This window comes from Rhodanobacter sp. FW106-PBR-R2A-2-24 (assembly GCF_058789615.1).
Genome location: NZ_JBYTBV010000002.1, coordinates 23,039 through 48,550 on the forward strand (window position 1 = coordinate 23,039; position 25,512 = coordinate 48,550).

Consider the following 25,512-nt stretch of genomic DNA (forward strand, 5'->3'; position numbering starts at 1 on the left):
ACTGATGACGACCAAGGGCAAAGGATGTGACCAAGAGCAAAACGTGCATCGTGTGCGGAAATCCTGCCGGCTCCAAGGAGCACGTGTTCCCTGCGTCTTTGGGTGGACGCCGGAAAAACTCAGGGATCTACTGCCACACCCATGACAACAGCTATTCCGGCTTGGTTGCGGATCTCGGGTCTCAGTTAGATTTCCTTAACGCCTATTTGGGCGTCAGCTCCGACCACACCAAACAGAAGAAGGTGGTCATCGAGATTGACTCGAAGAGCGGTCTCAAACTTGCGATCTCAGCCGACAGCATCAAATTCACCGAGCCTCAAATCGTTTCGGAGACGCCCACGGAAAATGGCCTTGAAGTGTCCATGAACTTCCCCGACAGGGCGGCGATGAAAAAGTGGAAGAAAGAGCAGGAGGACGCCGGTTATTCGGTAGTGGTCCAAGGAAAGCCAACCACCACCCGATACATACCGGGCGCTGTCCATCATCGACGGTCCTTTGGTGGTCCATGTGGCCTCGGAGCCTTGGCTTATCTGATGCAGACCTACGCCGCCCAGGCATTTCCGATTCATGCCCGCTCCGGTGTCATCAACGACTTCATCGCTTACACCCAAGCCATTGCCAAAGTGGCAATCCTTGACGGATTTGAAAGCACGGACGACGAAAGCGAGTCTCTTGTGGCAGCGCGGGCGGCGTTGGATGAGTCGTTGAAACCGTTTGATGGTGATCTACCTATCTGGTGGGATTTTTCGCTGTTGAAAGACTCCTCGCCGAATGCGTATGCGTTCGGACATCGGGTGACGGTTGGTGTTGATCACACCGACGGGCTGATCTACGCGCGCTTCTCACTTTTCGACACATTACATTTCGCGGCTCGCCTAGGTCACGTGCCTGACGTTACCTCGTCCAGTGAAGTGATCATCGACATCGACCCCTTGGCAATCCATCCCCCGCACGACATCACCGAGCGGACAAATGAAAACGCTGTAAGCCGGGTGACCATTCCCAGCGATAAAACGCAGCCTCTTCGTGAGGCCATCGGCGATGGCACGATGCAAAGACGGTTTGTGGAGTTGCACTGTCGAATCGAGGATCACCAATTGATGCGGCTCGCACAACGCATGGCGGTGTCTCTTGCATCAGTTGCTGGAATGGGTCCTGGTGATCGCCAGATGTTGATGGAGCAAGTTGTAGACAATGAAAGCCAGCAGGTATGGCGTCTCATGAAGCACGTCATGGGTGAACTCGCGGAGCATTTTCGGACGAATGGCATCTTGCCAGTTGCAAAAGTGATCAACTTGCTGATTGCGGAGGATGAGCAATCAAGTAGCGGACTGTCCCAGTGGGCAGAGGTATGCCTGACGCTGGCGAAAGTAACGCTTGTCGCCCAGATGCAACAGGATTTCGATGACGGCGTGTTGGATGTCAATCGCATTGCCGATCTCATGGGTCGCGGCACGGGCATGCACTTGGTGGGAACAGTGTTGACTGCTCCCCTACTGCAATTTGCAGAGAAGGTCCTGACTGAGTAGATCAGGCGCATGTAAGATCGCAAGCACAACCACAGGGGACGAGGCATGGAAGCGAAAGCACGCAATCTCGAACGCATTTTCGAGCGGACCATCCAATACCAGATTCCCTTGTTTCAACGCCCGTATGTGTGGGACGAACAGCGGAACTGGGAACCGCTCTGGGAGGACATCCAGGGACTGCTAAACAAGCTGCTGCGCAGGGGCAGTGTCCACCCCCACTTTCTGGGCGCGGTTGTCCTGGAACAACTGGGCAACGCGACCGGTTCAGTCGAAAGCCGCCAGGTGATCGACGGCCAGCAGCGTTTCACCACGCTCCAACTTTTCCTGGTTGCCTGCCGCGATCACGCAGCCTCGCTCGACAGTGAGAAGTATGTGGAGCGATTCGGGGATCTGGTCTGCAACCGGCGCAACAAGATTGACCACGAGGTGGAGGCATTCAAGCTCTGGCCAACCAACGGCGATCGACCAGCCTTCCGTGTGGTGCATGAAGCCGGTTCCGTGGCGAAACTTGACGAACTACTCAAATCCACTCCGGAGCTGCGCAGTTCCAACATCGTCGGCGCTTACCGGTATTTTTCCACTCAGCTGGTGGCCTGGTTTGCCGGCAAGCTGGACGTGGTCAGTGAATCCGAACCCGCCCTTGCCCTGAGTGTCGTTGACCGACAGGAAGCCTTGTGGGTGGTGGCGAAGGCCAGTTTGCAAATGGTGGTGATCGACCTGGACAAGGAAGACGAAACCCAGGTCATCTTCGAAACGATGAACGCCTTGGGTGAGCCGTTGCTCCCCGCGGACCTGATCAAGAACTTCCTGTTCCGTCGGGCCACATCCGAGGGCGAGGACGTTGAAAAACTGTATGAGCAGCATTGGCGCCGCTTCGATGACAACTGGTGGCGTGCGGAAATCAAACAAGGCCGCATCACCCGTTACCGCATAGACATCTTCCTGAATTACTACCTCGCACTGATGACCAGTGACGATGTGAAATCCACGCATTTGTTCAGCGTGTTCAAAGCCTTCGTGCAGGATGCAAAGCCGGTGGAAGGCTCTCTGATCCCACTGCCGACGACCTCCGCGGGGCACATGGCGCAGTTGGACCGCTACGCCAAGATCTATGTGAAATTCACCACGCCAGGGGATCACCCACGTCTGGCGTTGTTCCTGCGTCGCTTGGAGGCGATAGACACCACCACGGTGTATCCCTTCTTGCTGTTTGCCTATGGCGAACTGATGCCGGATCGGCAAATCGAGTTCGACGCGCTGTTGGGCGTCATCGAGTCCTTCCTTGTGCGGCGGATGATTTGCGGCCTCACCCCGAAGAACTACAACCGCTTGTTCATCGACCTGATCAAGGCGGTGGACAAGGCGCACGAAGTCTCCGCCGCATTTGTCTCCTCCTGGTTGGCGAAGGGCACGGGCGAAAGTGTCCGCTTTCCCGACAACGATGAGCTGCTGACGGCCATCTGGGGCATGCCGCTCTACAAGCGCTTGTCCCAACCGAAAGTCCGTCTGGTGCTCGAAGCCTTGGAATTCGCCGCCCAGCACAACAAGTCCGAAGTGTTGGCCCTTCCAGACGGGCTGACCATCGAACACGTCCTCCCGGTGAAATGGCGCGAGCATTGGCCACTGTCTGCTGAAATCCTGGCCGAGCCAGTGAAAGCACAACAGGCCGCAGCCGAGCGCGATGTGCTGCTCAACACGTTGGGCAACCTCACCTTGATCACGCCGTATCTCAACCCGGCCTTGTCGAACAGCGCCTGGTCCGACAAACGCCCCGAGTTGTTGAAATTCGCGCGGTTGAACCTCACGCGCTACTTCCACGAGCCAGCAGCCGACGCGTGGGACGAGGCCGCCATCCGGGAGAGAACCAAGGAGCTGTTCGTTCACGTGGGTCGCACGTGGCCGGACGTGGAGCGGCCCGCGGCGGGATGAGTTGACCAGGTGAGTGCGGTCGCGGTGGTGATCAGGGCGCCTGGTAAACACCTGCTGTCAGCGAAAACAAATTCATATTGAGCAACGCGGCCACTTCATCGTCGGTCAGGTCGCCAATCGACTGCACTTCGAGGAACACATCCGCCACCGGTCGAACGTCACCTTTGTCCAACGGTTTCCGCGTGTCCGGATCGAGCCACGAACACTTGAACCCTTTCAGCTTTTTCAGAGTCTTGTCCACGTCAGCCATGGCGGCCGCGGTGTCTTTGTCGAAAAAGTAGCGGAAGGTCGTGGTCATCGCCTGGGCCCTGTCAGTTTGATGTTCGATTAAATCATGGCCCGCCAGGGCGGGGGCTAGACGGCACCCGATTTTGGCCTACACCTAGAAGTGACCCACTTCAAGGTGCCTCCCCATGCCCATCTTCCGCAAGAACAAGAAACCGCAGCCCGCGCACGAGCTGTCGTGGCGCCGCCCACCCAGCGGTGTGCCGATGTCCGATCCCCAGCACTTTGCAGAAGCCTTGGGCGCGTTCGAAGAGGACGCGTTGTCCCTTGCAGACGCCACCATCGCACGCGATCGCAGTGAGGAGGTGGCTCATGTCAGCTGATGGCTTGCAAGCACCGCAGCAGGCGGAAGACAACGGCGCCGGCAAAGAGAAGGTGCCCTACGCGCAGCGCGTCGCGCAGCAGCTGATCGTTCAGCTCGAAGCGGGCACCGCGCCTTGGCAGCGGCCTTGGGATCCCGATGCCATCACCTTCGGGCGACCGATGAACCCGGTGAGCGGCAAGCCGTATCACGGGATCAATGCGGTGTATCTCATGGCCCAAGGCCACGACGACCCGCGCTGGTGCACCTATAAGCAGGCGGCAGCCGAGGGCTGGCAGATCCGGCGGGGCGAGAAGGGCACCACGGTCGAATACTGGCAATGGGAGAAGGAGGAGAAGCAGGCCGATGGCTCCAAGCGCAACGTCAAGATGGAGCGGCCCAAGGTGTTCTGGGCCACCGTCTTCCATGCGTCGCAGATCGATGGCATCCCTCCCTATGTTGTGCCCGAACGCACATGGGATCCGCAGGAGCGCGCTGAGGCGTTGCTTCAAGCCAGCGGCGCGTGGATCGACCACCGTGCGGGCAATGAGGCTTTCTATTCGCCCGCCAGCGATCGGATCATCCTACCTTTGAAAGAGCAGTTCGCGGCGGGTGATCGCTATTACGCCACGGCCCTTCACGAGCTGGGTCACTGGACAGGTCATCCCGCCCGATTGAGCCGGGACCTGTTGAACGGCACGTTCGCCAGTCCGGAATATGCGCTCGAGGAATTGAGGGCGGAAATCAGTTCGCTAATGGTTGGCACTGAGCTGGGTGTCGGTCACGACCCGGGGCAGCATGCCGCTTATGTGAAAAGTTGGGTCAAGGCTTTGAAGGACGACCCACGCGAAATCTTCCGCGCAGCCGCCGACGCCGAAAAGATTTTCAACTTCGTCTTGGCGTTCGATCGGCAGCACGTCCTCGACAAAGGGAAACAGCAGGAGCAACAGCGCCCAACGGTCAAAGCCCCCGAAGAGCAGCACGCCCCGGCACCTGTTCGGGCGCCCGTCGCTGCACGCCAGGTGCGTAAGCCCCAACGCGACATGGGGATGTCCCGATGAGCCTCCGCCTGGTCTACTCCCGCCCGTGCACGTCCGACGTTCTCTTGAACGCGTTGTGCAAGGCTGCCCACAACCTGATCTGGGCAGAAGACGCTGCGACATGGCACCGGCGCCTCCCTGATGGGCCCGATTTCGAGCGCGCACGCAAGCGGGCCATGGCGCGCGTCGAGCGGATACTCCTTCACGCCGAGCGTTGCCACATCATCACTGGGCAAGGCGTCCGCAGGCTCATGGGGGTGGTCTTCGACGCCATGGTGTGTTCGCGGTGGCGCAGTGCGCCGAAGCAGATCCCAGGCCTCGATGTTGCCGCTCAGATCGCCGCACTCCCGCTCACCCTTCGCCAGGTGTGGCGTGTGTGCCGCGTGCAGTCGGTGGTGACACGTTCGCTGAGGCTGGCGTCATGACACCCGAACAGCAACAGCAGGCCCAAGCGAAACTTTTTCAAGCGGCGGCGCGCGGCGACGTGCTGGAAATGAAGAGCGCACTGGTGGCCGGTGCCGTCCTGGACGCCCAGCGCCCAGGCATTGGCGACACGGCTCTCAACCTGGCCGCGGCGATGGGTCAGGAGCAGGCGGTCATCTTTCTGCTGGATGCTGGCGCGGATCCCGACATTCAGAACGGAAGCGGACGCACGGCGCTCCATGAGGCCGCCTTCCTGAAATCGCCGGCCGTCTGGAACCGGTTGATTGACGCGGGCGCGCGAACCGACATCGTGAGCGTCAATGGGCACACGCCGCTGACACTTTGCGATGCCTTGGCCTTCGGCCCGAGCATGGTGCAATACAGCTGGCAGCATGGACAGCAGGCGCTGGGGCAGAGCAGGGACCGCGACATGTCCCACGGGCGGTGACCCGTGGCCCGTCGCGAAGTTCTCAATCTCTTCTTCCAGGGCATCCCAGCCAACCATCCGCCTGCGGTGTGGATCCGGCAAGTCGATCACGCTTTGCTCGCCGGCATCACCGTGTTCATCGCGCTCGCCTTGGGCCTTGGTTGGGTGACCTGGCGACCACTCTTCGGCAGCCCTGTCCCCGATGGCGGTTTGATCGCCCAACTGTTCGGCTACCCGGCATTGGTGCTCTCGCAGATCACCCACGGACACTTCTTCCGCCATGCCGTCGTGGACAACCCCGCCGCGCTTTCGCTCCTGGCTCTGCACCTTCGGTTGTTCCCCGTTTGGCTGCTTTCGCTTTCAGCCGGCACGGCCATCTTCATCTCTGGGCTCACGCCATGGCGCCGCATGCAGTGGGTGTCAGGACCACGGTTGCTAGACGGCGAGGAAGCCGAGGCAAACGGACTTCGCGTGACCGAGCAAGAGCTGGCCGGTGAGCCACCGTTCGTGATCCTCCACGACGCGTTGCGCCTGGCGAAGACGCGGCTCACGCGCGGCGTCCTAATGGTGGGTTCGCCTGGTGGCGGCAAGACCGTCGTGCTGCTGAAACTCATTCAGGCGATGATCCAGGGCGGGCACCGGGCGCTGATCTACGATGCGAAAAAGGACATGACCAGCTACTTTCTAGGCGGCACGGTCGGGCTCATTTCGCCCTGGGATTACCGGTCGCTGGTGTGGGACATTGGCCGCGATTGCCGCACCCCACAAGATGCCGATGCGCTGGCGGCCTCCTTCATTCCGTCGAACGACAAGGACCCTTACTGGCCCAACAGCGCGCGCATGCTTTTCGCAGGGTCGATTCGATCCCTGCAAGATCAATACGGGATCAACTGGGGGTGGGACATCCTCGGCGAGCGATTGAACGACGACATGGCCACCATCGCCGAACGGATGAGCGTGCACTACGCCAAAGCCCAAGCCTTGGTCGCGGAAGGCTCGCAAACCGCCAACTCAGTCCTGTCCACGCTGGCGGCCAACACGAAGTTGATCGATGATCTGGCCCTCGCCTGGGGCAACGGTTACGACGAGGCGGGCAACCCACGACCCAGCATCTCCTTCAAAGCGTGGGCGGCGGACAACTGGCCCAACAACAGCAAGACCCGCCAAATCTTGCTGCAAGCCGGCCCCGACAAGCACGCCACGGCCGCGTTCAGCAGCGCCATCATCAATCTGTTGACGCCCACCTTGCTGTCGCTGCCCGACGATGAAAAAAATCGCACGATCGGGATTTTTCTCGATGAGCTGCCCAGCATCGGCAAAATCGACTTCCCAGCGATCGTGGAACGCGGAAGGTCAGCCGGAATCGTGGTGTGTGCCACGTGCCAGGATTTCTCGCAGATCGAAGCCGTGTGGGGCCCGCACGTGCGCAAGACGTTGACGTCGATGTTCGGCACGCAAATCGTCTTCCGCATGTCAGCGTCCAGTTCACGCGACGAGTTGGCGGAAGTCTTCGGAAAAGCCAAGTGGTCCGTCACCGCCGCGAACACCAGCGCAGATGGGAAAGTGTCCACATCGGTGCATGAAGAGAACCAGGCAGTGGTGTCGAGCCACGCGATCGGAGAACTGGGTGCGTTCAAGCGGAAGAAGAGCAAAACACTGCCCGAAGGCTGGGGCGTGCGCGCCATGGTCGCACTGGGAACATCCGGTGGCGACGTGTTGACCCTGGACTTCCCGGGCGCGTCCATACCCAAGCGCCGCTCCCCATTGCGCAAGGCGCGCTGGACGCGTGGGCCGGCCATGCCAGGCGTGACACCCGAACCTTCGGCAGCTGCCCGGCGCCTCATGCAGGTGCAGGAGCGGGCCGCCGTTGAAAAGGCCGAGCAGGCGGAGGCCAGCCGGCGCGAGGAGACGCAGCGCGAAGCGAGCAAGAAGGAAGAGGAGCGGCACGAGGCGGCCAAGCAACGCCACCTGAAAAACCCAGCTGACATTGGCGACGGTCCCGACTTCCCCTACGAACCGGCCGAACGCGATCACGCCGCCTGGGCCGCTGCGAAAACCACACCCGATCCTGTCGTTAAAGAAGTGGACCCCTTCGAGCCCGACGGTGCCCCCACATCAACACATGAGCGGATCCTCGCCCGTGCGCGACGGCTGCGCCCGACCGAATCGCCAAACGCATAAGAAAAGGCCCCCGATGAAGGGGCCTCCCGTCCCCGTGGTGGAGATCGGGTGCCATCAAGAGATGCCGGCGAAGGCTAGACAAGGCCCGGAGCTTGGATAGCTTGGAGTCAATCTCAGGAGACTGCAAAACGCCAGCCGGTTAACCACCTTTGCCACAGCGATTGACCGCGGCCGGCAACCCAGCTGACCACCGTCGCCTGCGGCGCTATCCAGCTTCGCCAACAGACTATCCACCGCCGGCACCTCGCTGCCCGGCGCAGGCAGTCTACTGACCGCTGCGGTTTTTCACCCGCCGCATGGATTCGCCCTTCAGATCCAGCTTAACGCTGCTGTGGACGAGCCGATCGAGGATCGCGTCGGCCATTGCTGGATCGTTTATGTAGGAGTGCCAATCCTTGACGGGCATTTGACCCAGGATGATGGTGGCGCCGCTGCCCACCCGATCATCCAGCACTTCGAGCAGATCCGAGCGCCCGCGATTCGTCAGCGCGGTCAACCCGAAGTCGTCGAGGATCAGCAGTTGCGCCTTGCTGAGCTGGTTGCGCTGTCGCGCGATGGTTCCGTCCTCGTGCCCGATGGCCATCTCTTCCAGCAGCCGGGCGGTTCGGCGGTACGCAACCGTGAAACCCAAGCGCGCGGCCTGGACGCCGAGGGCGCAGCCGAGCCAAGTCTTGCCAGTGCCGGTGGCGCCGGTGATGAGCACATTCCGGTGTGCGCCGATCCAGAAGCCGGTCAGCAGATCCGCCATCACGGCTTTGTCCAAACCACGCCCCGGCCGATAGTCGATCTCCTCGGGTGCGGCGATGACCTTGAGCTTGGCGTTCTTCAGAAGGCGCTGATAGCGTTGGTTGTCACGTTGCGCTTTTTCGGCCTCGACCAGCATTTGTACGCGCTGCTCGAAAGCCACGCTGGCGAACACGGTATCGCTCATCTGGTGGGCGAACGCCTCGGCCATGCCGGCGAGGTGCAAGTCGCGCAGTTGCTCGATGGTTTGCAGGTGTGACATGAGGTATCCCCTATTCGTAGTCGGTGGCGCCGCGCACGTTCTGGTGCGGTGCGATGGGGTCGTTGGCCGCCGCGTCGTCTTGCAGCGGTGTGTTCTCGATGCCGCGCGACAACATCGAGCGGACGGAGGTGATGGTGATCGCGCGCATGCGCAGGGCCCGCGCGCAGGCTCGGTCGAGCCGTTCCGTGCCGAAGTCTCGGGCCAGCCGTTTGAGCCCGCGGAAGGCCTGCATCGAGGCGGCAGCGGAATGGGCTTGCTGGTGTTGCTGCATGAACTGGTGGACAGACGGCCCGACGGTTTCCGCCCAGGCGACGAGCTCTGCCATCTGCTCTTCACCGTACAGCCGGTGCGCAGGCGGTTGGTGCTCCTTCTTGATGAACACGCCATCGACACCGAACGAACGGCGATGCGTGGCCACCAACTGCCCGCGGTGATACGCCTCGACCGTGGTCGTCGTGACCCGCAGATTGACCTTGCGCGCCACCAGGCTGAAAGGCACTGAGTAGTAGTTGCGCTCCCAGACGACGCAGTAATCCTGCGGAACCGTGACGCCAATCTTCCACTCGGCATACTCGTAGGGCTGCACCGGCAGCGCGCGCATCGCTGGCCGATCCAGCTCCTCGAACAACTCGTTTCGGCTCATGCCGCCACGCGTGCGCATTCCTTTGCTGTTGAGGCGTACCAACAGCTCGTCGATTGCCTGGTTGAGTTCGGGGAGCGAAAAGAACGTGCGGTTCCGCAGCCGCGCAAGGATCCACATCTGGGCCAGGCGAACACCACCTTCGACGGCCGCCTTGTCCCGCGGCTTGCGCGCGCGGGTGGGCATCACCGTCAGGTTGTAGTGGTCGGCAAAGGCCTGGTAGGTGGGGTTGATGTAGTGGCCATCCTTGCGGGAGATGCTGACCACGGCGGACTTGAGGTTATCGGGGACGAGGTAGAGCGGGACGGCACTGAAGAACGCCAACGCGTGCACATGCGCATCGATCCAGTCGGGCAACTGCTGCGTCGCCGTGCAATAGGCAAAGGTCTTGCGGCTGGAGCCCAGGACGCCGACCCACAATTCCGCCGGCGTCTTCACGCCGGTGTCGGGATTTGTGATCGAGGGGCGCTTGCCCGAGTAGTCGACGAAGAGTTCTTCGCCCGGGCGTCGCACCTGGCGCATGACCACGCCGAGCGTGCGCTTGTAGCGGTCGTGGCGTCGCCGGAATTCCCGATCGGACATGGGCTCGGTGTCGAGTGAGGAGGCGTATTCCTCATACAGCAGCGTGATCGTCACCCCGGGGCGGGAAAGCTCCTGATGGACGTGAGACCAGTCCGGTTCCACGAACTTCTTTCGTATCCGCTCACGGCCGTTGTTGAGGCGCGCATCGAGCGCTTCTTCGGAAAGTTCGCTCACACGTTCCCAGGTCAGCCCTTCTTCTCGCAGGCGGTCGCGGTAGCGGCCGGCGGTGTGATGGTGCACATGGCAGATCTGTCCGACCTTGCGGTTGGACAGGTCGGTGATCAGCAATAGCCGGCATAAGCTCTTCAGAACCATGTCAAATTCTCATGCGGAGGGGATCGGGCGAGCGCTGCCGTCCGTCGCGCCGCCGTTCAGGGCGGCGCGGTTGACAGGATCGGCGGGGGCGCATGAGAATGCGTACGTCGGTGGTCACTCGACAATGGCAATCTCAAAGGGCTGGCGTTTGCAGACGCTGGCCCTTTTTGCGCTCGCGGTTCGGGGTGGGTTAACCGATGGCGGTTCCGGGCGAGGCGTTTCCTGTGGGCGAAGGCGGGGCGGCGCGCTGGAGCACCGGGTAGCGATCCGGCCAGAGCTGATCGGGTGTCGTCGAGAGCGTGGTCGCGATCTGTGCCTCTATACGCTGCGAGCGCCGATATCCTTGGCTCACCGAGGTGACAGTCGTCGGCTGCACGCCGAGTTCTCTCGCCACTTGCGCCAATGAACTGCCCGCCTGCCGCAGGCGTGCCTTGATCCGTTCATGGCGTTTCCTTTCGTGGCGCAAGTCGTTACCCTCTACGGCATGTATGAGACTCAATATAGGCATATATGAGTAGCATTGCAACGCCAGAACAAAACGCTGCTATGGGTCAACGACTGGTAGCTGTGCGGGCCAGCACCGGCCTGAGCCAAGGCGCCTTCGCCGATACCCTGGGATTGTCACTGCGTGCGTATGCCAACTACGAGCGCGGCGAACGTGAGATGCCGGTCGCGTTGTTTCGTGCCTTGTACGAGACCTACGGTATCGATCCGGTCTGGCTACTGGCTGGTCCCGGTGAACAGCCGATCAAAGCGGCCACGCGCACGATGGACTTCGCGCTCGTCGATCAGATCATCCGATGCGTTGATACCGAGCTAGCCACATTGAGCAAGAAGCTCAAGCCAGCCATGCGTTTGCGGATACTGAAGGCTGCCTATGCTCTGAGTACCGAGAAGGGGCGTGTGGAGCCGGGACAGGTGAAGGAACTACTCGCCATCGCGGTGCGCCGATGAACGAACGACCCGAGCAAGATGGGCACTCGTACCGTTCCGTCATTCTTTTTCCCAGGAGTAGTTCGTCCATGAAAGAGCACGACATCAAGTGGAACCAATTGAAGTCCGAGTTGGTGGATGCCGTCCGCGAAGGCGCGGCGGATGCGGAGGTGCTCTCGCTGGAGGCTCGTGACCGCTTGGCACAGGAAGAAGAACGGGCCTTCCGTACGCGCTTCCGATGTGATCGGCCTCAACTGGATCGGCAAAACCTGATCCGTCTGAAGCATGAAGCCGACCTCACGGATCGGGAAATACGCCTGCTACTGTTTACACACTCGCTTCGTTTTGGCAGCGAAAGCGTGCACTTTGCGGCATCCCTGCGCGGCTTGGCCTTGTTCGGCCGTATCGTCATGGGCTTCCTGGGATTCGAATTGCTTGAGGCATGGTACCTGGCCTCGCATTCGCCGCTGCCCGTACCGGTTTTGCTGCTTCGTCTCGTCGGCGTCATGGCCATGATGCTGGCGATGGGCTGGGGTGTGCAGCAGATCTACCTTAGGCCGCGACAGATTCAGTGCCGTGTATCTGTGCGGTGCGGCGGGGCTACGGACGAGGGCTTGTGGCGTCGCCTATGGCGTTGCCGATGAGGCACTGAGGTCGATGAGACGATAGCAGGACAGTTCATCTCGGCGCAAGATCTTGCTTGTTGACGTCTATGCGCAGGCGAAGAGATAGTGCGTGTGATCGCCTGCCGCGATGCGGCTCATGGCGACATCATCGAATCAGGGCCTGGGGAGTCGCTGATGTCAGGGAAGACAAGGGGCATGAAATCGTTCCGTAGCCCGGTCAAGACTACAGGTCTTGAGGTTTGTGGACGCCATTGGCGCAAGGTGACCACAGGTCTGGCGCTCACCTTGTTGCTTTTGCTCAACCGCGCTGCACGCGCGGCGGATGGCAAACCTTTGCAGCCCATTTGCAGTGCTGATCGTTGTGGCCTGCTCGTCGACGGCGCTTATCCTCACCTGGTCATTGGCCGGCTCGCGAGCGTGGGCACGCCGGCGGACATGAACCAGGTTTTCCACTGGGCCAAGTCGCACGGCTACTGGAAAAGCCTGCCCGTTTCGATAACACCCTACCTGCACGATGTGCAGATGGTGACGATCAACGTGCCCAAGGGAACAACCAACCAGTCGTTAACGCTCTTCATGCTGCGCACCGAATTCACCGCCGCGCCGTATCACGTGGGCGATCTGGTGCGTTACGCCCCGCACGACGCCGCGCACGACGAAGCCGCCACCGGCAGTGCCGACGACCTCACGCTCTTCCACGATCTGACCGGTTGCGTGGCAGTGCTTTGCCAGAAAGGCGATGGCGCCTGTTTGGCGCGCTACCGGCAAGGTGCGTTTCGTCACACCGACGGCCAGCAGGTCAGCACCACCTCGGGGCGGCCTGTTTCTCCCAGCACACGCATCGATCCGATTTCGCTTCTCCCCCTTCACTGATTCAACGGCGTTGGTTCACCGAACGTCGCTCGCATGGATAGAGAGAACCTTATGAAGACGCTGAGCAAGCTACTTTTAACGATGATCCTGGTCATTACCACGATGCAAGCGTGGGCTGGCGTCACACAGGCCAACGATCCCAATGCCAACGCGCCGTGCGACAGCGCCGACAGCAATAGCTGCGGGTCTGCCCATGGCATGCCGGTGTACTCCTTCAAATCGCTGCTCGCTGGCCTCAACATCCGCGATACACCGATTGGCTACACCCCGCCGCTGGGACCGACGGTGGAGACCACGATTGCCTACAACGAGCGCGAAGCCGACCAGCCGGTAGTGTTCGATACCTTCAGCGTCGGGCAGAAGTGGACGCTCAACTGGATCAGCTGGATCCAGGATGATCCGAGCAACCCAGGCAGTCAGGTGCTGCGCTATGTCTCGGGCGGCGGCGGCTGGCCCTACAGTGGATACAACGCAACCACCGGTGCGTTTTCGCCCGAACCGGACAACGGCGCGGTGTTGGTCATGACCTCCAGCAACCCGGTCAGCTACGAACTGCGCTACGCCGATGGCAGCAAGGACGTCTTCGCCATGCCGGACGGCGCGACTACCTACCCGCGCAAGGTGCTCCTCACCCGGATCGTCGATGCGCAGGGCAATGCCCTCACGCTAAGTTACGACAACCAGCATCGCCTAGTCACAGTGACCGACGCGATCGGCCAGCAGACCACCTTCACCTACGGCAACAGCACCGCGCCCCTGCTCGTCACCGGCATTGCCGATCCGTTCGGTCGCCACGCAACCCTGGCCTACGACAGTCAAGGGCGTCTAGTGTCGATCACCGACGCGATCGGCATGACCTCCACCTTCACCTACGACAGCGCCCTGTTCGTGCAGGCGATGACAACGCCCTACGGCACCACCACCTTCGCACACACCGAAGGCGCCAACGGCAATGCCACGGAGTTGTCGATCCAGGCGACCGATCCCGCCGGGCATACCGAGCGCACCGAATACATGCCCGGTGCGCCCGGTGCACCTTTCAGCGTGTCGCAGGCGCCGAGCGGCATGAATACCTTCAATGCCTACCTCAACTACCGCGACTCGTATTACTGGGACAAGAATGCGTTCGCGGCGGCCTGCACGGTGAGCAATGGCACGACCAGCTGCGACTACAGCAAAGCGCGCATGAAGCACTTCCTGCACGCCTATCCGTGCTGCTACTACACCTCGCGCGTGCTGGAGAACGTCAAGTATCCGCTGGAAGGCATGATCTGGTACGACTATGCCGGCCAGCCGGGGCCGTACTATCCCGGCACGCTGAACCTGCCCAGTGACGTGGGTCGGGTGCTGGATGACGGCAGCAGTCAGGTCACTCACTACACCTACAACGCGTACGGCAAGGTCACGTCCAAGATCGACCCCGATGGCCGCGAAACCACCTATACGTACGCACCCAACGGCGTTGACCAGATCCAGGTGCAGCAGAAGACCGCGAGCGGTTTCGATACGCTGGCGAGCGCCACCTACAACGGCCAGCATCAGCCGCTAACCACGACCGATGCGGCGGGCGGTACCACCACCTACACTTACAACGCCCGCGGCCAACGCACCTCGGCCACCGACCCTCTGGGCAACATGACGCGCTACCAGTACGACAGCAACGGCTACTTGTTGGCCGTCATCGACGCGCTCGGGCATGTGTCGCAGCGGTACACCTACGATGCCGAAGGCCGCGTCGCCACCAGCACTGATGCTGCGGGCTACACGCGCCAGTTCCAGTACGACGCGCTCAATCGCGTAGTATCCGTCAGCTATCCCGACCACACCTCCACCCGGTACACGTGGAACCGCCTAGACCTCGTGGCCGTCACTGACCGCCAGGGCAACACCACCCACTACGGCTACGACGCCGTACGCAACCTCATCGCGGTCACCGACCCGCTGGGCCACGTCACGCAGTGCACCTACTACGCCAACGGCAAGCGCCACACGATGACCGATCCGAACGGGAACGTCACCACGTGGACGCGTGACCTTGAAGGCCGGGTGACCGCCAAGACCTATGCCGATGGCAAGGGCTCGACGTACGCATATGACGGTGTTGGCCGTCTGATTAGCCAGACTGATGCGTTGGGGCAGACCATGGCGTACAGCTATGACCTGGCTGACCTGCTTACTGGAGTGCAGTACCTGCATGCCGTGAACCCCACGGCGGCGGCATCCTACCGCTACGATCCCTACTATTCCCGCCTGACTGGCATGACGGACGGCTTGGGTAACACCGGCTTCAGCTATGTGCCAGCCGGTCAACCTGGCGCCCTCAAACTGGCACAGGAGACGGGGCCGTTCAGTGCGAATGACAGCGCGCAGTATGCCTACGATGCGTTGGGCAGGGTCATTCACCGCACCACGGACGTGACGGTGAGCGATACCTACGATGCGTTGGGTCGGTTGAGCGAAGAAACCAACCCGCTTGGCAACTTCCAATACAGCTACCTCGGCGACACCGACCAGCTGACGTGGCGGGTGCTGATGACGCCCTCCGGCCAGCCCGGCCTTGCGTTGAACATGGAGTACGAGTCCAACCGTGGTGACCGGCAACTGCATCGTCTGATGTACCTGGACGTCAAGGGGCGGCGCCTGGAGGCCTTGCAGGAATATGCTCACAGTCCCGAGCATCTGCTGACAGCCGCCAAACTTGAGTGGCCGCGGCTGCGCGAAGGGAGGGATCACGATGGTGACGGCAATCACGACGATCGGGCCGATACCATTGATGCGGAACAGGCGGTAGCGAACGATTTGCAGCACGACTACGGTCACGATCGCGACGGATGGGGCCATGACGGTCGCGATGACGGGAACAACGAAGATGGTCGTGGTGACAGCGAGCGGTATCGCTACGATGCGGCATACCGACTCACGGATGTGCGCGGTGACGATCGGGATGCCAGCCGCTTCGACTACGACGCGGCCGGCAATCTGCTGAAGGCGGCGGGTGCCTCGTTCTCCCTCACGGCCTCTGCCAACGCGCTGAACCAGCTCAGCACGGTCAACGGCATGTCATGGCAGTACGATGCGGATGGCAATCTGATCAGTGATGGCGTACATCAGTACACATGGGACGCGGCTGGTAGGCTGGTCAGCCAGACCAATACCGCAACCGGTGAAGTCACCCGTTACGGTTACGACGGCTGGGGCCGGCGCTTGATGATCACCCACCAGAACGGCGCTGCCAGCACGCAGGCTCGCTATCTGTGGTGTGGGTCGGCGGTTTGCCAGGTGCGTGATAGCAACGACGTGGTGATGGCGGACTACTTCGACCAGGGTGAAATCCATGGGGTGCAGGCGCTGTACTACGTGCGCGACCAATTAGGCAGTGTGGTTGGTGCGACGGACGCCAACGGCAAAATGCTGGGCACTGCCAAGTACGGTGCGTATGGCGTCACAACACGGGCAAGGGGTATACATCCCGACTACGGGTATGCAGGTATGCTGCATGACCAAGGATCAAGTCTGTTTCTGACGCAGTACCGTGCTTATGATCCAGCCGTAGGCCGCTGGCTCAGTCGCGATCCGATTGGGGAAGAGGGAGGGGAGAACATTTACGCCTACGTAGATGGAGATCCGTTGGGCTCGATCGATCCATTGGGCCTAGCTTCGTCGGGACAGACATGCCAAGCCGCGTGGGCGGCCGCTGGGGCCACATGTGGTGGAGTTCTAGGAGGAGTGCTTGGCGGGGCGGGCGGCGCAGTGGGTGGTGGTGCTGCATGCACGCTGGTTGCGCCTGGTGTAGGTACTGTTGGATGTGGCGTTGCTGGAGGAGAGTCTGGTGGTTCTGCAGGTGCTGCAGGTGGTGCTGTTGCGGGCGGTGCCGTCGGCAATTGGCTTGGCGGAAAAATGTGCAATAAGGCTGATAACTCCTGCCCACCGTGTTCGCCCCAAGTGGGCACGATTGGTTACCGCCTTGATAAAGTTCCCCCAAGCAAACCCCATTACCCTTTCCCGGGTGATCACGTACACCTGTATCGAATGAACCAGAATCCCAATAACTGTCAGTGCTTTTGGTCTGCGATTGGCGTGACAGAGCCGCCGCCGCCACCCGGGGCAGTGCCTCTGTGAGAAAGGGAGGCGGCGCGTAATGAAATATGCAGATGGGAAAGAAGTCAGGCTAGGCGATCATGTGGCATTAGGGGGGGGGCGCGTAGGAGTTGTTGTATGCTCTATCGACACGAATGAGTACACCACGCTCTTTCCACAAGAACAGTGGAGCTATTTGCGTTCCGGTGTGATAGTCAGAATGGCTGGGGCTGGATTAATCCACTACCTTGAGCCAGATGAAGACTTCGAACAATTGCCGGGAAGTTCGGCACCGCGTGAATGACCTGAGTACCGAACAAGGCGCCTCTGGAGGCGCCTTGTTTATTTCATTGGTGTTCGTCCATCACTGGATCCTCTCGCCTCCCAATGAGGGGAGGCGGTGGACTCTATGGCTGCGAGGCGCCACTCAGTGTCGCCACAGTCGAGTTCACCGCCTTCGGCTCTACCAGGGCGGCGGGTGTCGGCTGCGCTACCTGCAGAAGCAGCAATAAGGAGGCGGAGGAAATTAATTTGCAACCGTCACAGACATGCTGGGCCACGTCACGCTGCACGCCTACTACGCCAACGGCAAGCGCCACACGATGACCGATGCGCGCCGTCAACCAGAACCTTGCGGTTAGAAAAAGGGCTGCAGGGAAATATGGGGTAAAACCTCACTGCCAAGCTGGGGCACATGCATCGAACGCCCGCCTCATGCGGGCCTTCGATGCATGACGTTTGGCGGTAGGCAAGACATAGCGGTTCATGGTCGGCCACGTCAGTGACGCGGTCGCGTGTTGAACGACGACAGCAGCAAGATCACGCATTACAGCTACGACGTTCACTGGTCAAAAAGCTGCTGCTGCTGGTCAGTTCACTTGCCTGAAATGGTCAGCCGTGTTGGCAACAGATGGTCAGCTCGATGGCAATACGCAGGAGACTCCCCATGTTGTCCATTGCCGCCATTCGCAACACGTCTTCCGACGGCTCTTCAAGTGGCATGCCCGCTTACTTGAAGGCCACGGAGTATTACCTCGACCAGAACGGGATCGAGCAATCCTCAGCGAAGTGGTTGTGCGGTGGGGCGGCAGCGATGGGGCTTCTGGAACAGAAAGTCACCGAAGAATTGATGGACAAACTGGCAGATGGTTTTGCGCCCGATGGCACGAAGCTGCGTCAGAACGCCGGCCGCAAACCGGAGTTTCGCCCGACGCTCGACCGCGAGGGCAAACAGCGCATCGATGACAACGGGCAACCGATGGGCGTGTGGGTCGGCGAACGGGTGGGGTTCGACTGCACCTTCTCCGCACCGAAATCCTTCTCCATCGCGTTTGCTGCCGCCGATCCCGCTTTGCGCGACCGGATGCTGGCCGCCCACCACCGAGCGGTGGAAGCGGGCATGCGGATGCTTGAACTGCACGCAGCGGAAACCCGCCGAGGCCAGGGGAGCAAGGATGTCATCGACGTCCAGGGCCTGCTGGTCTCCCGGCACACACACTACGCCGCCCGGTCGCATGACAAGGTCGATGGGGCCCAGGGCACCGGCATAGATATGCAGGTCCATAGTCATTGCCTGGTCTACAACGTGTGCCTGGGCAAGGATGGCAAATGGGGTTCCTTGGAACCGAAGGAAATGTTCGCCTGGAAGAAAGCCGTGGGCGCCGTCTACCGCGCGGAGCTGGCGAAGATCCTGCAAACCGAACTGGGTTTCGGCATCGAGAACGACGTCCGGCTCGATCAGAACGGCAAAGTGAAAGACCGCTATTTCAAGATCGCGGGCGTGCCCGATGAACTGATCCGTGAGCGGTCCGGCCGTCGCCAGCAGATCGAGGCCTTCATGCAAGAACACCCCGAGGCCAGCGCGCAGGAGGCCACCATGGCCAGCCTCACTTGACCAGTGGTTACCAAGCGCGGCAGGCCAAAGAACAAGCCAACGCCGACCTGCACCGGGCCGCGTTCGACCCTCTGCAAGACAAGGTCAAGGGGCGCGACTACGCAGATCTGAACGGCATACGCGACGCACTCGATCGCGGTGCTAACGTGAACGCGGTGAACGATCGCGGCAAGACGGCTCTGCACATGACTCAATCAGCGCACGCGGCAAAAATGCTGCTCGAAGCCGGGGCCGATCCACTGGCGCTGGACAACGACGGCTTGCTGCCGTCCCAGGCCCGCCTCATGTCCACCGGACAGATCACTCACAAAGGCAACGGTGTGGACTGGATCGTGGAAGTGGCCGCCAAGGAGCGCCAAGCCCAACAGAAGGCACCCGAGCAAGTGCAGACCCAGGCTCCCTTCGCGGGGGTCAGTGCCGATGCGAAGCCGCAATACCTGCTGCACGAAGCCAAGAACTGGCGTGAAGCCGAAAAGCTGATCGCCACCGGGGCCGATGTTAACGAACGCAACGAGCAGGGGCAGACGCCGCTGATGCACCAGTTGTCCCGTGTGGCTGACTGGCAGGATTGGGACCCGGATCAAGAAACCGAAATCGACCTAGGGCAGGATTGGATCGCGAAGAATGTCCACAAGCTCGATCACGAATTGGTCCAAGGCATGCTGAATGCTGGGGCCGACCCCACGATTGCCGATCACCATGGCAACACGCCACTGCACTGCGAGGGCATCGACTTCAAGACCGTGGACATGCTTCAAGCCCATGGTGCGGACATCAATGCGCGCAATGAGCTCGGTGAAACACCCTTGCACGCCCAGGCCAACAACTGGGAGTTGGACGTCAAAGGCTTGGCAGGGCGGGGGGCAGACGAGAGCATCAATGCCCAAGATTCGCATGGGCGGACGCCGTTGATGGTCTACCTGGAGAAGCTGGGCGGTGGGTATTTGAACGAAGAGGGAGTGAAGGATTACTTCTCCGTGGGTGCCGATGCTCAGGCAGTGGACCATGCGGGTCAAAGTGTTCTGGATTACACGGAGATCGGCGGAGTCGGGCGGGGCGTGGTGCAAAACGAGATTGCAACGCAGCAGAAGGGTCTGCCGACCAACGAACACCAGCAGTTGTTCGACACCTTCAAGGAGCAGGTGACCGCCCCGGCTCAGCAGCGCGAACCGACTCCGCTGGAACAGGCTCAGCAGGCCCGGTCGCCCTCACTCGCTGCCGCCGCGGTGTCTCAGAAAGTCGAGCTGCCCGACTTCCGCAAGCAGGAAGCCCAGGCGCGGGATCCGTCCGCCCTTTCGCAGAAAGTCTCGTTGCCGGACTTCCGCAAAGAACCCGAACGTGACCAGCAGAAGGGCGCCCGGTTCGTGGAATTGCCGCTCCCGCAACGCGGCCAGGCTCACGAGCCCACCGCTGGGGAGGCTTTCAACGCGGAGACCACCCGCCGTGCCTCCGCACGCATGGCGCCTTCACTGGGGCAGGCCACCATCGCAGCAGGCTTGGCCCCCGCACCCGTGCAGGAACAGGAAGGCCAGGGCCAGCAGGGCAAGGGGCAAGGTGGACGTGATCGGCCGAGCGACCCGAGTTACTACACGCAGTTTTCGCAGAGCGTGTCTCTGCCGAAACGCGATGAACAGTCAGCTGAGAAACAGGCCGCACGTCGCGCCGTGGATCGCGAACGTGGCCGCGGACTGGGTGGTCGGGGGATCTGACCCGTTCGCTGTTTCACCCAAGATAAGGGCCGCTCATGCGGCCCTTATCTTTTACACCCGTGTCTTGACAGCACCCGACACTCTGAAAAGGTAAAGGTATCCCGACCACGGATCACCTCACATGACCGACCTCGCCACCCAGCTCGAACAAGCCCTCGCCGAACGCGACATGGCCCGCGACAGCCGCCGTAACGCCCTGGCCACGCTCTCCGCCGTGCAGGACTCGATGACCGCCATGAAGTCCGTGCTGGATGCCCAAGGCGCGCTCCTGGGCACCATCTTGGCCCGATGCAATGAGGCGACCATCAACAGCCTGCCACCTGACATGAAAGCGGTGGCGATGCGCTACCGCACCGTGCATTGAACCGCGAGGACTAAACACATGAAACTAACTAAGCCCGCAGCAGGCGACGACATCCCAGAAACCAATGTTCTGGGTGACGCGGATGCCGACATTGCGCCCATAGGCCGCGGTCTCGGTTATTGGATGGTGATCTGCACTCAGTCGATGCAAAGCGACCGAGACCTGATCATGCTCATGCACACCGATGAATCCGCCCTCTACAACACCCTTCGCACAGAGCGTTGGTGCAGCCGTGACAACACGCTGGCCGTCGCAGGCAGGCTCGGCATGCGCACCGTGCGCCTGGACGAGCTGTTGGCTGGATGGTCGAGGCGTGGGTGGTGGGAGGACGGCTCCGAATGGTTCACCGGGCACTTCACGGATCGCGCGCCGCGGGCGATTGATTCGATCGAGCAGGTGGCAGCATGACTCCCCAATCCCTCACGCTCACGGCCGGCCTCTCCATGATCGCAGGCGCCTTCCTGTTGCCCCTGGTCGAGACGGCTTACTGGTCACACGTGATCATGGGCTGCCTAGCTGCGCTGGCCGTCGTGGTCGTGGGTGCAGTGCGCCGAGGGAAATACTGGAACCCGGGAGACTACGCATGAACAACATGCTGGGTTGACGTTGGGTCATGGCGACCGCCACGATGCCCTGACACGACGGACAGGTCTTTCAACGATGAAGATTTCGGTTTCCTACGGCGATCGCACTTACGGCAATAGTCAGCCGAGCAAGGCCACCGAGGTCAGCATCTATGGTTCGCAAACCAAGGTGCACATCAAGGTGGGCTTCAAGCAGCCCAAGCCTGGCCGAAGCTGGGATTGGCTGAGCGCAGGATCCGTGGGTGGCGCAGATCTGGAATTGCCTCTTGATGATGCCAAAGCCCTCGCTCAGGCCATCCTGGACTTCGCGGCGGCGCTCCCGACACACGACCCCATGCAGGGGTCGATGAATGCCCTGGTGCGGATGCGCGAAAGCACCAAGCCCGTCGTGAAGATCGTTCGGAAGCCACACACATTCGCGCGATGACATGACCCCCGATCAGGTGTTTCCGTCCCGCTCTAATCGACTATAAAGCGCGCTCGCGATCGGCCGGCTCTCACGCGGGAAACGCATGGCCAACGCCTCGAACCCAGCCACGTCACCGCTCACCGAGAAGAAACCCAGCGTGCGGAGCTGATCCAGGTTGAGCGTGACGTCCACTAAGCCCTCGGTGGCGCGCACCACGGAATGAGGCATCACCCACACCATCGTCCAAGCGTGCGGGTGTTCGACCAGGAAGCCATGAACCACCTGGCCGCCATGTTCGGCCACGTAGGCGCCCGCATTCGCGTGGCACTGCGCCGGCACGGCCTGATCGAATGCCACGCACGTCAGCGGCTCGCCCTGGCGATCCAGGAGCCAGCGGACCAGGATGGTGTCCACCGCGGCCAGGTATTCCTGCTCTGTCACGGTGCTAATTCCACCGATGTTGGGCGAAGGGTTTGCCATCGCATCTGGGAAATCGGCTGCATGAGTTGAAGAACGCCAATGTCTCTCGGTTTTGACGTTGAACGATGAGACCGGTGCCGCACACCGGACATATGCCCTGTTGCTCACCTTCAACCTGGCGCACCAGCAACGCGTGGTCGCGTTGCAGCTCGACCACGAACTCCGAAGGTTCCTGTTGTGTGGTGTAGATCATCACCGTCTGTTTGGCGCGGGTCAGCGCCACATAGAGAAGGCGACGCTCCTCGCCCAGTGGCATGTCTTCGTGCGCGGGCATTGCCAGTTGGAGAATCGGGTCGTCCTCAATCTGACTGGGAAAGCCACGGGTGCCTTGGATCACATTCAGCAGTAGCACCACATCGGCCTCCAATCCCTTGGCCCTATGGATGGTCAGGAATTGGAGGTCCAAGCGCTCGGCGAACCGCCTGCGCCAAACCTGGAATTCGGCAGGACAATCCGACCGATAGCGGCCAAGCATCAAGATTTTCAGGCGATGCCCGTCCGGCAATCGGTTGTGTAGATTTTCCAATTGACCTTCGACATAGCGAGGGATGTTCTCAATGTCCGGAAGGCTCATGACGCGAATCGACGGGCCAGGCCGCGCATTGGTTGAACGCACGTCCTTTGGGATTTGCAGGGGGTTCTTCGTGATGAACGCGGACGACAGATCACATAAATCCTGCGGACAGCGGAACGTCTGTGTCAGGTGACGGACAGCAGCGCGCGGAAACCGCGTTGAAAACTCCCTCATTATGGCAATGTCCGCCCCGGCGAATCGGTAGATGCCTTGCCAGTCGTCTCCCACGGCCGTGAACTGAGCGCCGCTGGCAGCCACGATTGCCTGGATTAAGCGCATGCGAGCCCGTGAGGAGTCCTGGAACTCATCGGCCAGCACCATGCTGAGTGAGCAGGGATAACGTCCTGCTTCGATCAGGTCAGCGGACTGGTTGAGCATGTCATCGAAATCCACGAAGCCGCCGGCGTTCAGACGATCCTCCCAGTGTTCGGCCACACGGTCATAGATGCCGAGAAACAGCCTCATGCGCGATACAAATGCACCTTCGATTTCGCCGATTCGCTCGTAAGCGTTCTGGGTGGGTTGTCGGGACCCTTTCATGTGCTGCTGAAACACGCGAATCAGCTTGGCAATCGCCAGGGGCGACTCAGGCTGGCGTCCGGGTGCCTCACGGTTGGGATCGAATTTCAGCACGACGCCACGTCCTTCGAGCATCCTCTTCAACGCCCGCAAGGCAGCGCCAGTGCGAAGTTCATGCGACGTGGTTTCAAAAAGCGTGGTGCCGTGCTCTCGGTGGGTGGCGCGTTTCCAGGCCACTCCGTCTTCGTAGCCGACGAATGTCTCAGGTGCTTTGCCATTGGCGTCCAAAGCAAGATGTTCGTGGAAGACGTTGATGTCCAAGTAGTAGAAGTCAGGACAATACTGACGCCGCGTGGCGGTTTGAGTGTCGAATGGATAGGGCACTTCGTAGGCGTAATTCACGCCATGCAAAAACAACCAATCGGCAATCACACGCTCAGATTTGCTCTTGACGATTTCACCTTTGAGCGTTCGAAAGCCACGTTTACGAGAGGTTGGGTCGTAGTCTTCCGGCTGTTCAATTTCGTCCCACCGGCCCAGGTCTTTCAGGAACACCAACCGGAACAAGTTCCAGTCCGCGGCGAATTCAGCATCTTCTGCGCAGAGGTCATCAGCCAAAAAGGCGATGAACTTCACGTCTTCCCCATGCTGTAACCACGGGGCCGTGGATGGCATGTGTCCAGTGGCGGCCCCGATCACTTCCAAGCCGAAGGCATGGAAGGTTTTAGCCGTGATTCGCTCTGAGCCTGGGATGTGCCCGAGGCGCTTGCCGATGCGGGTTCGGAGCTCTTCGGCCGCATCGGTGTTGAACGCCAACAGCAGAATGGATTCGGGTGCGCAGAGCTCTTCTTCCAGGGCATACCCCGCTTTGGCGACGATCGTTGAAGACTTGCCCGATCCAGCGGCTGCCACGACCAACAATTCGTCGTCCATGCAGATGACAGCTCTCGCTTGCTCGTCGGTCAGGGCGTTGGATTCGACCCGATCGAAGAACGCCCGCTTCGCCACCATCTGTTGCTGTTCAAAAGAGACGTTGTGCGCATGCCATTGACGTGTCCACCACGTGCCCGGATCGGGTTTCAACTCATCGGGGACGACGTCGCTCCACGCCTTGCCAGGCCATTGTGGAGGTGGGGCGTCGCGAAACATGCGCACTTGGGCACGGTGGCCCAACCATCCCGACAGGGCCAAGCGTTCTTGCAGGGTGGTCACCCACAACGCCAGCGCCCGTTCGAATTCCTTTCGGTTGTGCGTTTCCACGAGCACATCGACACATGATGCAGGGGCCATGTTCAACGCTGGAAACACGCTGGGATACCGGTGGCGGGCTTGCGTCAATGCCGGGTGCTCGAACAATGGTTCCCACTTTTCCAATCCGGCAATCAACGGCAACGGGATGGACGCTTTCAGATCTTCACAAGTCTCTGCGCTGATCATGCCCAGCGCCCGAACACGCCACTCGACGGCTGTTTGCCATTGGTTCAAAGCGGCTTGGGATCGGCCAGCACACTCCGAGAGTCCTTCAATCACCTGCTGATCGATAAACGCTTTGATTTCCGCAGCGGCGGATTGCTTCAAGCCTTTCAAAGCGCGGTTCAGCTTCATGTCAAAGATCTGAAACCGACAATCCACGGTGGATGAGATGGCGTGGGGCTGGAAGGTGAAGGATTGAATCAACAGCAAAGGACCACGGACGGGCGGAGACCCACGCATGGAGAGCGTGAATTCCTTACCGTCCCAGCTGAAATACCAATCGCTCCCCTTGAACAACAAACTCCTCAGTCGGGAAGGTTTCCACGTTTGCATGACGTG

At 60.8% G+C, this 25,512-nt stretch carries 24 protein-coding genes; 18 read left to right on the forward strand and 6 right to left on the reverse strand.

The features are described from left to right. Positions 1–26: 26 nt before the first annotated feature. Positions 27–1,529 (forward strand): hypothetical protein, encoded by a 1,503-nt coding sequence (locus AC3WQA_RS01130; protein WP_492673288.1) that lies wholly within the window; start codon positions 27–29, stop codon positions 1,527–1,529. A gap of 45 nt (positions 1,530–1,574) precedes the next feature. Then, positions 1,575–3,458: a DUF262 domain-containing protein gene (locus AC3WQA_RS01135; protein WP_492673289.1), complete on the forward strand. Its 1,884-nt coding sequence runs from the start codon at positions 1,575–1,577 to the stop codon at positions 3,456–3,458. 31 nt (positions 3,459–3,489) lie between these two features. Here the strand turns inward: AC3WQA_RS01135 and AC3WQA_RS01140 are convergent, their stop codons facing one another. After that, positions 3,490–3,756 (reverse strand): hypothetical protein, encoded by a 267-nt coding sequence (locus AC3WQA_RS01140; protein WP_492673290.1) that lies wholly within the window; start codon positions 3,754–3,756, stop codon positions 3,490–3,492. A 115-nt stretch (positions 3,757–3,871) separates the two neighbouring features. Between AC3WQA_RS01140 and AC3WQA_RS01145 the strand changes: the two genes are divergently transcribed. The 5 genes from AC3WQA_RS01145 to AC3WQA_RS01165 are packed head-to-tail and all read left to right on the forward strand — an operon-like array spanning position 3,872 to position 8,115. Then, positions 3,872–4,066: a hypothetical protein gene (locus AC3WQA_RS01145; RefSeq protein WP_492673291.1), complete on the forward strand. Its 195-nt coding sequence runs from the start codon at positions 3,872–3,874 to the stop codon at positions 4,064–4,066. After that, the gene (locus AC3WQA_RS01150; RefSeq protein WP_492673292.1) at positions 4,056–5,105 is read left to right on the forward strand and encodes an ArdC family protein; all 1,050 of its coding nucleotides are present in this window, start codon (positions 4,056–4,058) and stop codon (positions 5,103–5,105) included. The genes AC3WQA_RS01145 and AC3WQA_RS01150 overlap by 11 nt, the downstream gene beginning before the upstream one ends. Beyond that, positions 5,102–5,509: a hypothetical protein gene (locus AC3WQA_RS01155; protein WP_492673293.1), complete on the forward strand. Its 408-nt coding sequence runs from the start codon at positions 5,102–5,104 to the stop codon at positions 5,507–5,509. The genes AC3WQA_RS01150 and AC3WQA_RS01155 overlap by 4 nt, the downstream gene beginning before the upstream one ends. Beyond that, on the forward strand, positions 5,506–5,955 hold the full coding sequence (locus AC3WQA_RS01160; protein WP_492673294.1) for an ankyrin repeat domain-containing protein: 450 nt from the start codon (positions 5,506–5,508) through the stop codon (positions 5,953–5,955). Before AC3WQA_RS01155 ends, AC3WQA_RS01160 begins: the two co-directional genes overlap by 4 nt. A 3-nt stretch (positions 5,956–5,958) precedes the next feature. Beyond that, entirely contained in the window at positions 5,959–8,115 is a 2,157-nt protein-coding gene (locus AC3WQA_RS01165) for a type IV secretion system DNA-binding domain-containing protein (protein WP_492673295.1), read from the forward strand. Positions 8,116–8,380: 265 nt separating this feature from the next. Here the strand turns inward: AC3WQA_RS01165 and istB are convergent, their stop codons facing one another. From istB to AC3WQA_RS01180, 3 genes are all read right to left on the reverse strand, one after another. Then, a complete protein-coding gene (gene istB / locus AC3WQA_RS01170) occupies positions 8,381–9,121 on the reverse strand; it encodes an IS21-like element helper ATPase IstB (protein WP_492673247.1) in 741 nt (246 codons plus the stop codon). A 10-nt stretch (positions 9,122–9,131) separates the two neighbouring features. Beyond that, positions 9,132–10,658 (reverse strand): IS21 family transposase, encoded by a 1,527-nt coding sequence (istA, locus tag AC3WQA_RS01175; RefSeq protein ID WP_492673248.1) that lies wholly within the window; start codon positions 10,656–10,658, stop codon positions 9,132–9,134. 190 nt (positions 10,659–10,848) lie between these two features. After that, positions 10,849–11,166, reverse strand: coding sequence for a helix-turn-helix domain-containing protein (locus AC3WQA_RS01180; RefSeq protein WP_492673249.1), 318 nt, complete (start codon positions 11,164–11,166; stop codon positions 10,849–10,851). A gap of 38 nt (positions 11,167–11,204) precedes the next feature. On the opposite strand from AC3WQA_RS01180, the gene AC3WQA_RS01185 reads away from it, so the two are divergent. The 11 genes from AC3WQA_RS01185 (at position 11,205) to AC3WQA_RS01235 (ending at position 22,145) form a co-directional block, all read left to right on the forward strand. After that, entirely contained in the window at positions 11,205–11,612 is a 408-nt protein-coding gene (locus AC3WQA_RS01185; protein WP_492673250.1) for a helix-turn-helix domain-containing protein, read from the forward strand. A gap of 68 nt (positions 11,613–11,680) precedes the next feature. Beyond that, positions 11,681–12,235, forward strand: a complete 555-nt coding sequence (locus tag AC3WQA_RS01190) for a hypothetical protein (RefSeq protein WP_492673251.1) — start codon at positions 11,681–11,683, stop codon at positions 12,233–12,235. 177 nt (positions 12,236–12,412) lie between these two features. Continuing rightward, on the forward strand, positions 12,413–13,090 hold the full coding sequence (locus tag AC3WQA_RS01195) for a hypothetical protein (protein ID WP_492673252.1): 678 nt from the start codon (positions 12,413–12,415) through the stop codon (positions 13,088–13,090). A 51-nt stretch (positions 13,091–13,141) separates the two neighbouring features. Beyond that, positions 13,142–17,209: an RHS repeat-associated core domain-containing protein gene (locus tag AC3WQA_RS01200; protein WP_492673253.1), complete on the forward strand. Its 4,068-nt coding sequence runs from the start codon at positions 13,142–13,144 to the stop codon at positions 17,207–17,209. Between the two features lie 19 nt (positions 17,210–17,228). Beyond that, on the forward strand, positions 17,229–17,471 hold the full coding sequence (locus AC3WQA_RS01205; RefSeq protein WP_492673254.1) for a hypothetical protein: 243 nt from the start codon (positions 17,229–17,231) through the stop codon (positions 17,469–17,471). Between the two features lie 642 nt (positions 17,472–18,113). After that, positions 18,114–19,061, forward strand: a complete 948-nt coding sequence (gene mobF / locus AC3WQA_RS01210) for a MobF family relaxase (RefSeq protein WP_492673296.1) — start codon at positions 18,114–18,116, stop codon at positions 19,059–19,061. Further along, positions 19,058–20,770 carry an ankyrin repeat domain-containing protein gene (locus tag AC3WQA_RS01215; protein ID WP_492673297.1) on the forward strand — a complete coding sequence of 571 codons (1,713 nt, stop codon included), beginning with the start codon at positions 19,058–19,060 and terminating at the stop codon, positions 20,768–20,770. The genes mobF and AC3WQA_RS01215 overlap by 4 nt, the downstream gene beginning before the upstream one ends. 121 nt (positions 20,771–20,891) lie before the next feature. Further along, positions 20,892–21,134 (forward strand): hypothetical protein, encoded by a 243-nt coding sequence (locus AC3WQA_RS01220; protein ID WP_492673298.1) that lies wholly within the window; start codon positions 20,892–20,894, stop codon positions 21,132–21,134. 18 nt (positions 21,135–21,152) lie between these two features. Then, a complete protein-coding gene (locus AC3WQA_RS01225; RefSeq protein ID WP_492673299.1) occupies positions 21,153–21,542 on the forward strand; it encodes a hypothetical protein in 390 nt (129 codons plus the stop codon). Continuing rightward, complete coding sequence (locus AC3WQA_RS01230) at positions 21,539–21,721, forward strand: hypothetical protein (RefSeq protein WP_492673300.1); 183 nt, start codon at positions 21,539–21,541, stop codon at positions 21,719–21,721. The genes AC3WQA_RS01225 and AC3WQA_RS01230 overlap by 4 nt, the downstream gene beginning before the upstream one ends. A 73-nt stretch (positions 21,722–21,794) precedes the next feature. Continuing rightward, positions 21,795–22,145 (forward strand): hypothetical protein, encoded by a 351-nt coding sequence (locus AC3WQA_RS01235; protein ID WP_492673301.1) that lies wholly within the window; start codon positions 21,795–21,797, stop codon positions 22,143–22,145. 12 nt (positions 22,146–22,157) lie between these two features. On the opposite strand, the gene AC3WQA_RS01240 is transcribed toward AC3WQA_RS01235, so the two are convergent. Both AC3WQA_RS01240 and AC3WQA_RS01245 read right to left on the reverse strand, forming a co-directional pair. Beyond that, on the reverse strand, positions 22,158–22,541 hold the full coding sequence (locus AC3WQA_RS01240) for a hypothetical protein (protein ID WP_492673302.1): 384 nt from the start codon (positions 22,539–22,541) through the stop codon (positions 22,158–22,160). Between the two features lie 31 nt (positions 22,542–22,572). Beyond that, a complete protein-coding gene (locus AC3WQA_RS01245; protein WP_492673303.1) occupies positions 22,573–25,506 on the reverse strand; it encodes a UvrD-helicase domain-containing protein in 2,934 nt (977 codons plus the stop codon). Between the last annotated feature and the right edge of the window lie 6 nt (positions 25,507–25,512).